Raw genomic sequence first — 12,224 nt, 5'->3', positions numbered from 1 at the left:
CCGTGGCATAGCGTGATCAACGTGAAGAGCCGAGATGTGCTGGAGGACATGGCTGAGCAGGCCGGTGACCGCGGGCCTGGTCGGTGGGCTTGGCTGGCGGGTGCGTTCTGGCTGTTCTACCTGTTCCAGCCACTCCAGCGCATCGCCAACCGGGAGTCCGGGGCAGCCGAGATGTTCGGGTTCCTCACGGTCGGCCTCTTCGCGGCAAGCTATCTCGCCTTCTTCGGGCTGTTGCGGCGAGCGGCCAAGAAGAACCAGCTCCCGGTCTGGCAGCGGGTCTCGTATCTCGCCCTGATGCTGACGCTGTGCCTGCTGATGATTCCCACCGCCGGTCAGACGGCGTTCACCGGCCTGGTCTACATCGCGTCGGTCGCGATGCTTCTGCTCGATCTCCGGGTCGCGATCGCGTTCGTCGTGCTGCTGTTCGCCGGCGCCGAGATCTCGCTGCGGGTGGTGCCGGGCTGGAGTGACAACGGCAGCTACGGCCTCGCGATCGTCCTCGGCGCACTGGCGGTGTACGCGCTCCGCCGAGCCGGTCAGCGCGGTATCGAGCTGGAACGGGCGCGCCGGGAGATGGCCGACCTGGCCGTCCAGGAGGAGCGCAACCGGTTCGCCCGGGACCTGCACGACATCCTCGGGCACTCGCTGACGGTGATCACGGTGAAGGCCGAGCTGGCGGGAAAGCTGATCGAGGCGAGCCCGGCCCGGGCCGCTGCCGAGGTCGCCGACGTCGAGAGCTTGGCCCGCGCCGCCCTGGCCGATGTCCGGGCCGCCGTCGCGGGATACCGCGAGCTCAGCCTGGCCGGTGAGCTCGTCGCCGCCAAGACCGCGCTGAAGGCCGCCGAGATCAAACCCGACCTGCCCACGACGGTCGACGAAGTGCCGGAGGAGAACCGGGAGTTGTTCGCCTGGGTTGTGCGGGAAGGTGTCACCAACGTCCTGCGTCACTCCGGCGCGAAGCGCTGCCGGATCAAGTTCGACGCGCGCCAGATCGAGGTCCTCGACGACGGCAAGGGACCGACGCCCGGCGGCGGCGCGTCCGGGCACGGGCTGATGGGATTGCGCGAGCGGGCAGATCAGGCCGGCGCAAGCGTCCAGGTCGGCCAGGCGCCTGGCGGCGGATTCCGCCTTGCTGTCAGGGTGGGGCCGTGAGTATCCGTCTGTTGATCGCCGACGACCAGGCGCTGGTCCGTGGGGCCCTGGCCGCGTTGCTGGATCTGGAACCGGACCTCGAGGTGGTCTCCGAGGTCGGTCGCGGCGACGAGGTGATCGCGGCCGCGAAGGCGACCAAACCGGACGTTGCCCTGCTCGATGTCGAGATGCCCGGCCTGGACGGGATCGAGGCCGCCGCCGAGTTGCGGACCGCCGTACCGGGGGTGCGGGTGCTGATGGTGACCACCTTCGGCCGCCCCGGCTACCTGCGTCGGGCCATGGAGGCAGGCGCCGCCGGTTTCGTCGTGAAGGACACCCCCGCGACCCAGCTCGCGGATGCGGTACGACGGGTGCACCAGGGGCTCCGCGTGGTCGACCCGTCACTCGCCGCCGAAACCCTGGTCGCGGGGACGAGCCCCTTGACCGGCAGGGAGTCCGACGTACTGCGCGCAGCCCGCGAAGGTGGCACGGTCGCCGACATCGCCCGCGAGCTCCACCTCTCCGAGGGCACCGTTCGCAACCACCTCTCCGCCGCCATCGGCAAGACCGGCGCCCGAACCCGCGCCGAAGCCGCCCGAATCGCCCTCGGGAACGGCTGGCTGTGATGCTCGTCAACGTCGTGGATGTCGAAGCGACCTGCTGGGAAGGCGATCCGCCACCGGGCCAGGAGCACGAGATCATCGAGATCGGTCTCAGCGTCGTCGACCTCGACAGCCGGCAGCGGCTGGCCAAACACGGTGTTCTGGTTCGGCCGGAACGCTCTACCGTGAGTGCCTTCTGCACCGAGCTGACCGGGCTCACCCAGGAGAAGGTCGACGGCGGCGTCTCGTTCGCCCAGGCGTGTGACCTGCTGGTCTCGCAGTACCAGACGGACAAGTTGCCCTGGATGAGCTGGGGTGACTACGACCGCAAGCAGTTCCAGCGGCAATGCGCGGACTTCGGTGTCGCGTATCCGTTCAGCGACGATCACACCAACGCCAAGGCCCGGTTCGCGGAGCTGCACGGACTGCGACGGCGTCCGTACATGGCGCTAGCACTGGAGATCGCCGGTCTACCGGTCGAGGGGCGGCTGCATTCGGGCGCCGATGACGCGTGGAACATCGCAGGTCTCGTCCTGCACATGCAAGCGCACTAAGGTGGCTGTTCAGGGGGAGGGATCTGTGATGTCGATCGAGGAATTCAGTGTGCGGGGGCGGTTGGCGGACACCGGTGAGGGGATCACCGGTGACGAGTTGCAGCTGGCGACGCGTAATCACGGGGTGCCGCTGGAGGGTCTGCGGTACGACGTGACACCGCCGGGCCTGCACTACGTGCTGGTGCATTACGACATCCCGGCAACGAACGCGGCCACCTGGCGACTCACTGTCGACGGATGCGTCGAGCAAGCACTGTCGTTCGGACTGACCGAGTTGCGCGCGATGGGACGTCGTACGATCCGGGTCACTTTGGAGTGCGCGGGCAACGGCCGGGCCGCGTTGCAACCGCGGCCGATCAGCCAGCCCTGGTTGACCGAAGCCGTCGGTACGGCGGAGTGGACCGGCGTGCTGTTGTCCGACCTGCTGCGATCCGCCGGGATCCGTGCGGATGCGGTGGACGTCGTGTTCACCGGCGCGGATCACGGGATCGAGCGCGGTGTCGAGCAGGACTACCAGCGCGGTCTCTCCGTGACCGAGGCGATCGATTCCGGCGCGATCGTGGCGTGGGAGATGAACGGCCAGCCGCTGCCGCCGCAGCACGGGTATCCGCTGCGCCTGGTCGTACCCGGCTGGTACGGGATGGCGAGCGTGAAGTGGCTGCGGTCGATCGAGCTGATCGACCACGAGTTCGACGGCTTCCAGAACGCGGTCGCCTACCGGATCCGCACCGACGCCGACGATCCGGGGACGGCGGTGACCCGGATCGAGCCGCGGGCCTTGCTGGTGCCGCCCGGGTTCCCCGACTTCATGAGCCGGCACCGGTTCGTTGCTGCAGGCACCGTTCCGCTGTTCGGCCGGGCCTGGTCCGGCTGGGCGCCGATCGAGCGGGTCGAGGTCAGCACGGACGCCGGCGTGACCTGGCACGAGGCAAAATTGGATGCCCCCAGCAACGACACCGACGAGCTCGCCTGGCGGGCGTTCGAATACGACTGGGCCGCCACGCCCGGCGAGCACGTCCTCACGGTCCGCGCGTACGACGCCAGCGGCCGCGAACAACCCATCGAGGCCCCCTGGAACCGCGGCGGCTTCGCCAACAACACCGCCCAACGAATCACGGTGCTGGTGACCTGATTCCGCGTGTCGCTGGGCCGATCCGTCGTACCCGCGGCACATCCTGGAGACGGACACGGTCTCACTCCAGGAGTGTTGCGGTGAACGAACTGGGCCTACAGATCCACCTGCACGCGCGCGTCTTCCGAACCGCCGGTGAGTGGTACGCCGACATCGACGACAAGCTCGACCCACAGCCGGACAACCCACTGTGGTGGGGCTCCTACGAGTCCCAGCGAGCAGCGATCGACGCGGCCTGCGCGCGGATCGCCGCGATGCACCTGGCGTCGTCGCACTCACTCCGGCTTGTCGTCTGACCTACCGCCGATCAGCTTTCGCACGGAGCTGATCCAGCGCGGCCTGCCCCGCGCCGGCCGCCGGTGCCGCGAGCCCCCGGTGTGGTCCGGCGGCAGCAATCGGTCGGCGGCTTCGCGATCCAGTAGACGTTGCCGGGCGCGTTCGCGCCGCGCGATCGTGCGCCGGGTCGGTTGCTCCAAGCGCGTCCACCAGTCGAACCGCCCGACCAGGAAGCGGGCGGGATAGCACGCCATGCCCGCGACGGCGGCGCTGCCCACCGGATTCCCAGCCAGGAAGCTCGGGCCGAGCAGGTACAGACCGCCGGTGACACCACCGAAGAACACCAGCAGCAGGATCAACTGCCGGCCGTGGAGGTCTCGATCCTCGTTGGGCGTAGTCACCTGAACATCATGAGGTACGGACGCCCACCGCAAGGGCGTGGTTCCGTGCTTTCACTCCGGGTCGTTGTGGGAGTCGCCGCCGATCAGGTACGGCGTGGTGATGCCTTCGTACATGAGGTGGGTCATCAGGCCCTGGGAGGCGTGCGGGAGGTTGTGGCAGTGGTCCATCCAGACGCCGGGATTGTCGGCGACGAAGGCGATCTCGTAGGTCTCGTTGGTGCCGACCTCGAGGGTGTCGATCCACCAGGGTGAGCCGGTGGCGGCGACGCCGTTGCGGGACAGCACGACGGCGTGATGGCCGTGCAGGTGCATCGGGTGCGCCTGCCCACTGGTGTTGGAGATCTTCATCCGGACAATGTCGCCCTCGGCAACCATGTACATCGGCACGTCGGGGAACTTGTGTCCGTTGATCGTCCACCACAACCCCGGCTTCCCGTCCAGGAACCCGAGCTGCCGCCCGATCCGGTACTCGAAGTTTCGATCCGCCTTTCCTGGATCGAAACCAAATGGCGCGGGTTTCCCGTAGGTCAACAGATCGACCGTCTCCGCAGGCAGCTCGCCGGCCGGCGAATCTACCGGACCGATCCCCAGCGAGGTCGCGCCCGCACCTGCCACCAGCCGCATCCCGCCGGCCGGCACGACCGCCTCCAGATCCACGCGGCCGCCGGCAGGCAACGGATAGGCCGCTGTCACCGGTGTCGGTCCGTTGACGTTGCGACCGTCGACAGCAACGACCTTGTACGGCGTCCCGAGCAGACCGACCCGCACGATGGCGTTGTCGGTGTTGATCAGCCGGACGTGCGCCGTCGTACCGGCCGGAAGATTGATCCGCTGAGTCCCCGTGCGCCCGTTGAGCGTCCGCTTCCCGTCGTACGTGTGGATCGTGGCGATTACCTCACCCGGCGTCGCGGGTGCGATCACGATCGGCCCGAAGAGTCCGCCTTTGACCTCATCGCTCGAGACCTGATGCGAGTGATACCAGTACGTGCCACCCTGCTCGGCCTTGAAGCGATACACATACTTCCCACCCGGGCGTACGGCGTCCTGTGTCACCCCGGCGACCCCGTCCTCGGCATTCGGTACGTCGATGCCGTGCCAGTGCAGCGTGACACCGTCGGACACGTTCTCGTTCACCAGCGTGACCTGGACGAGGTCGCCCACCTTGGCCCGGATCAACGGTCCCGGCGAGGTCCCGTTGAGCGTGTAGCCGTCCACGGTCTCACCGCTGGGCAGCTGGAACGTCTGCTTCCGCGCGGTGAGCGTCACCGCGACATCCGGCGTTCCCGTCTTCGGGCCGGTCAGGTCCGCCACGCTCCTGGTCATGTCCATCGACATGCCGTCGTGCTGCTCGTGCCCGGCGGAGGTCGGCCCGCCGCCGTAGTCGGCGTACCCCATCTCTGTCGCGTTGTAGTGGCCGGGGACGAGGCTGGTCACCCAGAGATACCCGAGCGGTACGAGCACCGCGAGAGCGACTCCCAGAGCGACCAGCCGGCCCCACCGGCGTCGGGACTTAGCCACTGGTCACAGGTTGATTCGGTACGGCGGCTCGCCGAGCGGCCGAACTGGCCAGGCCGGCGATCGCGAGACCGTTCAACGCATGCAGGACACCGAGTGCGGGCAGCCCGAACGAGAACACCGCCAGGGCGAACTGCAGGGCGACCAGTACGACGACGATCCCGGCCATCACCCGCCCCCGCGGAACGTCGGTCAGGAACGACACGATCAGGAAGACCAGCGCGAGCAGAGCGATCACCGAACCGGCGATGCTGTGGTACGTCTGCCCGAAGTTGGTGTAGTCCGACCCGATCGACGTGCCGTTGTCGGCGTCCTTCGCGATCGTGAACCCCGACAGCGCGATCGACGCGATCTGGAGCACCACGGCCGCCGTGATCAGCATGCCGAGCACTCGGTAGACGGCTCTCATGCCCGCCGCTCCATCCGGCGCCTACGGACGATGAAGAACCCCGCCACGGCCAGGACGAGCGGCAACACCGGCGGATGACCGCCGCCCACCACGCACCCCACCGAAGCAAGAACTCCGACCACGCCGAGCGCGATCAGCAACGGGACCGGAACGCGTCCCAGGAACCCCGGCCGACCCGGCCTTGATCGCGGACCTGCACTACCGGCCGCGCTCTCGGACGCCGCCGTCCACGGCGGCCGCTTCCAACCCCACGGTCCAGCCCATTCGCCACTCTCCGAGGCACTGGACTGTCCCGAGCCGGCCGCGTGTGCGCCGGGGAGGTCGGTGAAGAGTGCGGCGAGGTCCGCTTCGGTCTTCGCCTGTAGTGCCTGGTCGATGCGCTCGGCGTGTTCGTCCGCGCTGAGCCGGCCGGCTTCGTAGTGGTCGCCCAGACGCTTGATCGCGTCCTCGCGTTCGCTGTCGCCGATGCGGATGGGCCCGCCCGGCCTCTCGTCGTTCATGACACTCCTCGGTGCTCGTGGATCAAGTGCACCAAGCGTGTCGTTCGGACCCCTTCCGCCGCGTCGCCCAGCCGGCGGCACCTCACCTACCCCCGGAGGAGCACACTGCACCGCTGGACGCAGTACGGCGTACTCCCCGGGGCGTAGGCCTACCCAGGGGGAACCCTCAGGCGTTGGCCGAGAGGATCTTGTTCACATCGTTGTTGGCTTTGATCAGCGACGACGGATCGGCCTCGAAGGACAGGACGGCGTCCATCGCCGGGGTCATGACCGCGGAGACATCCGCGGCGTTGGGATTGGCCGGGTACGGGAAGACATCCCCGGCCTCGACCGTCTCGAGGAACGGCGTCACGTCCCAGCCGTCGGCCGCGAACGCCGTCTTGGCCGCCGGCAGGCTCGCCGCCACCGCCGGGAAGACCACGCCGGCCTTCGCGACGATGTCCTGCGCGGTCTGCGAACCAAGGAACTTCACCCAGGCCCAGGACGCCTCCCGACGGGTCGTGCCCGCCCAGATCGTGTCCGCGAGCCCGTTCATCATCGACATCCGCTTGCCGATCGGACCGACCGGCAGCCGCGCCAGTTTGGTCTTGACCTGCTTGAGGCCGGCGTACGTCCCGAGCTGCCAGGAGCCGTTCGGCGTGATCCCGTACTTCCCCGCACCGAAGCTGGTGGTGACATCCACGCCGGACTTGGCCTGCGCGTACGTCGGCATGTACCCCTTGGTGATCAGGCTGCGCCACCAGCCGATCGTCTCGGTGAACTTCGGGTCGCCGTAGAAGAACTTCGTCCCCCACGGCTCACCCTCGGAGTACTTCCAGCCGTTGCTCGCCGCGTACCAGCTCCAACTGGTCTGACCGTCCGAGCCACCGGCATCGCCGTACCCGAGGCCGAAGACCTTGATCTTGCCCGGGTCGAACCCGGGCTGGTCGCCGCGCCGGCCCTTGGCGTCGACAGTCAACCGGCGGACGATCTCCTCGAAAGTGCCACCGTCCCGCGGATTCCAGGTCATCGAGTTCAGCTGGTCGGCGCTGATGCCGGCCGCCTCGGTCAGTGCACTGTTGTAGAAGTAGACCTCGCTGTCGAAGTCCTTGGGCAACCCGTACCGCTTCCCGTCGGCACCGATCCAGCGTTCGGCCAGGCCTTTCTGGTAGATGCCCAGATCAACCTTGTCCTTGGCAACAAAGTCGTCGATCGGCAGCACCAGGCCCTTGTCCGCGTACAGCGGGTACTTCGCCGAGTGCGACGTGAACACGTCCGGCGCCGTGTCGGAGATGAACCCGGTCACCATCTTGGCCCAGTAGTTGTCCCAGCCGTACTGCTCGATCGTCACGGTGTACTGCGGGTTCTGCTCGTGGAACACCTTGGCGCACTCGATGTACATCGGCAGCTGGCCCGAATCCCAGAGCCAGTAGATGACTTCGCCCGGACCGCGGGCCGCGGCACCGTTGTTGCACCCGGCAACCGCCGACGCGGCGAGCCCGGCCATTCCTGCCTTCAGCAGGGTCCTTCTGGACAGAGGTCTCATCATTTGATCCCTGAGAAGCCGATGGAGTTGGTGATCCGCTTCGCGAACGCCAGGAACAGGATGATCATCGGCAGCGCCGCGATCAGCGTCGCCGCCATCAGCCCGGCCCAGTCCGGCCCGCCCTGCGGCGTCTGCGAACGGAACACCCCCAGCGCGACCGTGAGCACCCGTACGTTCTCCTGCTGGCCGACCAGCAACGGCCAGAAGTAGTCGTTCCACGAGTTGATGTAGGTCAGGATCGCCAGCGTCGCGATCGGCGCCGTGCTCATCGGGATGATCAGTCCGAAGAAGATCCGCCGGTGCCCGGCACCGTCGATCATCGCCGCCTCCTCCAGCTCACGGCTGATGCCGAGGAAGAACTGGCGCAGGAAGAAGATCGCGAACGGCGTCATGAACGCGGTCGGCAGGATGATGCCGGCGAAGCTGTTCAGCAGGCCGAGGTTCTTGATCAGCACGAAGTTCGGCAGCAGGGTGAAGATCGGCGGGACCATCAGCGCGGCCAGGAAGATCGCGAACACCGTGTCGCGACCGGGCCAGCGCAGCCGGGCGAACGCGTACGCCGCCATCGCGCTGAAGAACACCTGGAACGCCGTCGTGACCGTTGCCACGATCAACGAGTTCCGCAGGTAGAGCCAGAAGTTGACGGCCGCTCCGGACCCGCCCTGGGCCTGAGCCTCCTCGAGCGTCGAGAGTCCGAGCACCCGCTTGAACCCACCCAGTGTGGTGTCGACCGGCAACAGCGAGCTCGGGTGGCCGGGGAGCTGGGTGTTGTTCGACAGCGCCGTACGCAGCATCCAGTAGAACGGGAAGAGCGTCACCAGCAGCAGCACGATCAGACAGGCCCAGGCGACGACGCGACCGGGGCTGAGTTGTTTCCTCATGCCAGATCACTCTCCCGCGCGCGGAGCAGCCGCAGCTGCAGCAGCGAGACCAGCGCGAGGATCGCGAACAGCACCAGGGCCATCGCGGACGCGTACCCGAAGTCGAACCGGGTGAACGCACGCTCGTAGATGTAGTAGTAGATGACCCGGGTCGCGTTGATCGGACCGCCTTGCGTCGTCACCGCGATGGTGTCGAAGATCTGGAACGACCCGATCATGGTGACCACCAGGACCATCACCAGAACAGGCCGCAACAACGGCAACGTGATCCGCCAGAACGTCTTCCACTCCGTCGAACCGTCCACCTCGGCGGCTTCGTAGACGTACGCCGGAATCGTCTGCAACCCCGCGAACACGAGCAGGGCCGTGTACCCCATGTGCCGCCAGACGTTGATCCCGGCAACGGTCGGGATGGCCCAGTGCGAGTCGCCGAAGAACGCGATCGGGTCGATCCCGATCGCGTTCAGTCCCTGGTTCACGATGCCGACCTGGAAGTCGAGCATCCAGTACCAGACCAGCGCGACGACGACGTTCGCGACCAGGTAGGGCAGCAGGATCGCGGCGCGGACCGTGATCGACTTGGTCAGCCGGTACATCAGCATCGCGATACCGACCGCCAGCACGGTCTGCAGGCCGATGTTGATCACGACGTACTCGACGGTGACCACGAGAGCGTTCCAGAAGAAGCTGTCCTGGACCATCCGCTCGTAGTTGTCGAAGCCGGTGAACTTCGGCGGCGACAGCAGGCTGTACTCGGTGAAGCTCAGGTACGCGCCGCGCAGCGTCGGCCAGATGTAGAAGACGACGAAGCCCAGCGTGGCCGGGGCGAGAAAGATCATCGCGACCTTCAGGTCGCCGAGGTTTCGCCGCCGGCCAGGCGGCTTGGGATCCCCGCGACGATGTAGCCGGCTAGGTGGAGCATTGGTGGTCACAGTCACGGGGATCTCCTTCTCCATCTACGATCGGCCGGGCTAGCCGATCGCGGTCACGTCCTAGTCACGTCCAGCAAGATCGCGTGCTCGGGCCACTGCACGGGGATCAGCACGCCGAGCGAGGCGAGTGCGGCGCCGTTCAGCTCCACACTTCCACCGTCGGCCTGCCAAGCGGCGCTTCGCGAGTCGGACCCGGGTGTCGCGATCTTGCTGACGCGATAGGTACGCCGTGGGTCCAGTCCGGGCAGCCGCACCCGGCCGACCGCCGAGGTGACCGACTGCGTCAGCTGTACGGCGGCGTACACGGCCCGCGCGCCGTCGGACCCGACCACGCCGTGCAGGAGGAAGTCGTTCGGGCCGCGGTCGGCGCGGACGACCGTGCCGGTGTGCAGCAACGGCCGCAGCTCCTTGTGCAGGGCAACCCATCCGGCGAGCTCCGCGCGCTCCTCGGCCGACGCGGACGCGATGTCCCACTCGATCCCAAAGTGACCGAACAGCGCGGTGATCGCGCGGAACGACAGCGCCTGGGTGCGGCCGGTCGTGTGCGCCTTCGGCGGTCCGACGTGGCAGCCGATCAGCTCCGGCGGCAGCAGCAACTGCGTGTAGCGCTGAATTGTCTGCCGCTCGAGCGCGTCGTTGCTGTCACTGCCCCAGACCCGGTCGGTGCGCTCGAGGATGCCGAGGTCGACCCGGGCACCACCGGACGAGCACGACTCGATCTCCAGGCCGGGGTGCCGGCGCTTCAGCTCGTCCATCAGTCGGTACACGGCCAGGGTCTGCTCGTGGATGGCCGCCGTACCGGTCAACTGGTTGCCGCCATCAACGAAGTCGCGGTTGTGGTCCCACTTCAGGTACGCGATGTCGTACTCGGTCAGCAGGCTGTCGAGCCGCTCGAGGATGTAGTCGTACGCGGCCGGGATACCGATGTTCAGCCCCTGCTGGTGACGGGCGGTCGGCGGCATCCGGTTGCCGGTGGCAAGGATCCAGTCCGGGTGCTTGCGGGCCAGGTCGGAGTCCGGGTTGACCATCTCCGGCTCGACCCAGAGGCCGAACTGCAGGCCCAGGCCGCGGACGTGGTCGACCAGCGGGTGCAGGCCGTTCGGCCAGATCCCTTCGTCGACGTACCAGTCGCCGAGCCCGGCGTGATCGTCACGCCGCCCGCGGAACCAGCCGTCGTCCAGCACGAACCGCTCCGCGCCGACCTCGGCGGCCGCGTCGGCCAGCGACTTCAGCTTGTCCAGGTCGAGGTCGAAGTAGACGGCCTCCCAGGTGTTCAGTACGACGGGACGCGCGGTCTGCGGGTGGTTCGGCCGGGCCCGCAGGTACTCGTGGAACCGTGCGGACAGCCGGTCGAGTCCGACGCCGTACGAACCGTAGATCCAGGGGGTGCTGTAGGTGCCTTCGGGCTGGATGCGGCCTTCGCCCGGGAGGAGGAGCTCGCCGCCGCCGATGACGGCGTACCCGCTCATGCCGCGCTCGGCGTACGAGCGGTGGTTGCCGCTCCATGCGGTGTGCACGGCCCAGACCTCACCCGTGCCGAAATCGAATCCCGGCGTACCGGCCATCAGCAGCAGGGTCGCGTCGGCGCCGGTGCGACCGCGGCGGTTGTCGCGGATGTGCGCGCCTTGCGTGAACTCGTGCCGCTGGGGGTGCCGCTCGCCGATGTGGCGACCGGTCAGGTCGAGAAGCTCGGTCGCCTCGGTCGGGACCGGCAGCGCGAGCAGCAGCCCATCGACCGTGTACGGCGTCGCCCCGGTGTTGGTCAGGTCAGCCTTCGCCCGGACCAGACCGCTGTCGGTCAGCTCGATGGTGAGGCGGAGCCTGAGCCCGGCCTCGGTGTCCTCGGCGTCGACCTGCACGGTGTTGTCGGTCTGCGCGATGCTCGCAACCTGGAAGCCCGCGGAGAAGTTCTGCCCGTCGCGATGGCCGCTCAGCCCCGGCAGCCCGAACCAGCCGGCCGAGTACTCCGGCACGATCGCGATCGGCCGGTTCTCGTCCAGACCGTTCCCGTCCTGGACCGGACCGGCTCCACGCCTCAGTTCCAGCAGAGCGTCACCGGTCAACTCGCCGAGATCCGCGCCCCAGTGCAGCACGGACGGAAGGGCCGGACCTGAGCAGTCCAGCACCAAGCTGACCCCGGCAGCCCGAAGCTGCAGCACCTCAATGTTCGACACTGTTGATTCACTCTGCTTTCTGATTGATTTCAGGACGGAACTATTTACCCCGCCGGCCTAGATGTCAATGCTTCACGAAGTTAAGTAATTACCCTAAGGCCATCCCGGGGATCGGCCCAAGGGTTCAGCAATCGCTCTCCCCGCTCGTGACCGTTGTATTGACAGATTTTCCTGTCTATTGGACAGTGGTCG

Annotated in this window: 13 protein-coding genes; 5 read left to right on the top strand and 8 right to left on the bottom strand. The window is 67.5% G+C overall.

Annotation, left to right across the window (positions count from 1 at the left end):
- The first annotated feature begins 21 nt into the window (after nucleotides 1-21).
- From ACWF4Z_RS04245 to ACWF4Z_RS04225, 5 genes are all read left to right on the top strand, one after another.
- On the top strand, nucleotides 22-1,152 hold the full coding sequence (locus ACWF4Z_RS04245) for a sensor histidine kinase (RefSeq protein ID WP_452241481.1): 1,131 nt from the start codon (nucleotides 22-24) through the stop codon (nucleotides 1,150-1,152).
- Nucleotides 1,149-1,757 carry a response regulator gene (locus tag ACWF4Z_RS04240; protein WP_452241480.1) on the top strand — a complete coding sequence of 203 codons (609 nt, stop codon included), beginning with the start codon at nucleotides 1,149-1,151 and terminating at the stop codon, nucleotides 1,755-1,757. The genes ACWF4Z_RS04245 and ACWF4Z_RS04240 overlap by 4 nt, the downstream gene beginning before the upstream one ends.
- Complete coding sequence (locus ACWF4Z_RS04235) at nucleotides 1,757-2,287, top strand: exonuclease domain-containing protein (protein ID WP_452241479.1); 531 nt, start codon at nucleotides 1,757-1,759, stop codon at nucleotides 2,285-2,287. Before ACWF4Z_RS04240 ends, ACWF4Z_RS04235 begins: the two co-directional genes overlap by 1 nt.
- Nucleotides 2,288-2,315: 28 nt before the next feature.
- Complete coding sequence (locus ACWF4Z_RS04230) at nucleotides 2,316-3,419, top strand: sulfite oxidase (RefSeq protein ID WP_452241478.1); 1,104 nt, start codon at nucleotides 2,316-2,318, stop codon at nucleotides 3,417-3,419.
- Nucleotides 3,420-3,499: 80 nt separating this feature from the next.
- Nucleotides 3,500-3,715 (top strand): hypothetical protein, encoded by a 216-nt coding sequence (locus tag ACWF4Z_RS04225; RefSeq protein WP_452241477.1) that lies wholly within the window; start codon nucleotides 3,500-3,502, stop codon nucleotides 3,713-3,715.
- Here ACWF4Z_RS04225 and ACWF4Z_RS04220 read toward each other — a convergent pair.
- The 8 genes from ACWF4Z_RS04220 to ACWF4Z_RS04185 form a co-directional block, all read right to left on the bottom strand.
- Nucleotides 3,695-4,096: a hypothetical protein gene (locus ACWF4Z_RS04220; protein WP_452241476.1), complete on the bottom strand. Its 402-nt coding sequence runs from the start codon at nucleotides 4,094-4,096 to the stop codon at nucleotides 3,695-3,697. The two genes, ACWF4Z_RS04225 and ACWF4Z_RS04220, sit on opposite strands and share 21 nt — an antisense overlap.
- 51 nt (nucleotides 4,097-4,147) lie before the next feature.
- Nucleotides 4,148-5,614, bottom strand: a complete 1,467-nt coding sequence (locus ACWF4Z_RS04215) for a multicopper oxidase family protein (protein ID WP_452241475.1) — start codon at nucleotides 5,612-5,614, stop codon at nucleotides 4,148-4,150.
- The gene (locus ACWF4Z_RS04210) at nucleotides 5,607-6,020 is read right to left on the bottom strand and encodes a hypothetical protein (protein WP_452241474.1); all 414 of its coding nucleotides are present in this window, start codon (nucleotides 6,018-6,020) and stop codon (nucleotides 5,607-5,609) included. The genes ACWF4Z_RS04215 and ACWF4Z_RS04210 overlap by 8 nt, the downstream gene beginning before the upstream one ends.
- Nucleotides 6,017-6,520 carry a DUF1707 SHOCT-like domain-containing protein gene (locus ACWF4Z_RS04205; RefSeq protein WP_452241473.1) on the bottom strand — a complete coding sequence of 168 codons (504 nt, stop codon included), beginning with the start codon at nucleotides 6,518-6,520 and terminating at the stop codon, nucleotides 6,017-6,019. The genes ACWF4Z_RS04210 and ACWF4Z_RS04205 overlap by 4 nt, the downstream gene beginning before the upstream one ends.
- Before the next feature lie 166 nt (nucleotides 6,521-6,686).
- A complete protein-coding gene (locus tag ACWF4Z_RS04200) occupies nucleotides 6,687-8,045 on the bottom strand; it encodes an ABC transporter substrate-binding protein (protein WP_452241472.1) in 1,359 nt (452 codons plus the stop codon).
- Complete coding sequence (locus ACWF4Z_RS04195; protein WP_452241471.1) at nucleotides 8,045-8,926, bottom strand: carbohydrate ABC transporter permease; 882 nt, start codon at nucleotides 8,924-8,926, stop codon at nucleotides 8,045-8,047. The genes ACWF4Z_RS04200 and ACWF4Z_RS04195 overlap by 1 nt, the downstream gene beginning before the upstream one ends.
- A complete protein-coding gene (locus ACWF4Z_RS04190; RefSeq protein WP_452241470.1) occupies nucleotides 8,923-9,864 on the bottom strand; it encodes a carbohydrate ABC transporter permease in 942 nt (313 codons plus the stop codon). Before ACWF4Z_RS04190 ends, ACWF4Z_RS04195 begins: the two co-directional genes overlap by 4 nt.
- A gap of 47 nt (nucleotides 9,865-9,911) precedes the next feature.
- Entirely contained in the window at nucleotides 9,912-12,032 is a 2,121-nt protein-coding gene (locus ACWF4Z_RS04185) for an alpha-galactosidase (protein WP_452241469.1), read from the bottom strand.
- Between the last annotated feature and the right edge of the window lie 192 nt (nucleotides 12,033-12,224).

It is taken from the genome of Kribbella sp. NPDC055071, from assembly GCF_053608045.1.
Note: the sequence above shows the minus strand (reverse complement) of the source record. Positions and strands in the feature narration are given on the sequence as shown.

Coding starts and splice junctions, on each gene's coding strand:
- ACWF4Z_RS04235 (WP_452241479.1), top strand. CDS start 1,757: ATGCTCGTCAACGTCGTGGATGTCGAAGCGACCTGCTGGGAAGGCGAT.
- ACWF4Z_RS04230 (WP_452241478.1), top strand. CDS start 2,316: ATGTCGATCGAGGAATTCAGTGTGCGGGGGCGGTTGGCGGACACCGGT.
- ACWF4Z_RS04210 (WP_452241474.1), bottom strand. CDS start 6,020: ATGAGAGCCGTCTACCGAGTGCTCGGCATGCTGATCACGGCGGCCGTG.
- ACWF4Z_RS04205 (WP_452241473.1), bottom strand. CDS start 6,520: ATGAACGACGAGAGGCCGGGCGGGCCCATCCGCATCGGCGACAGCGAA.
- ACWF4Z_RS04200 (WP_452241472.1), bottom strand. CDS start 8,045: ATGAGACCTCTGTCCAGAAGGACCCTGCTGAAGGCAGGAATGGCCGGG.
- ACWF4Z_RS04195 (WP_452241471.1), bottom strand. CDS start 8,926: ATGAGGAAACAACTCAGCCCCGGTCGCGTCGTCGCCTGGGCCTGTCTG.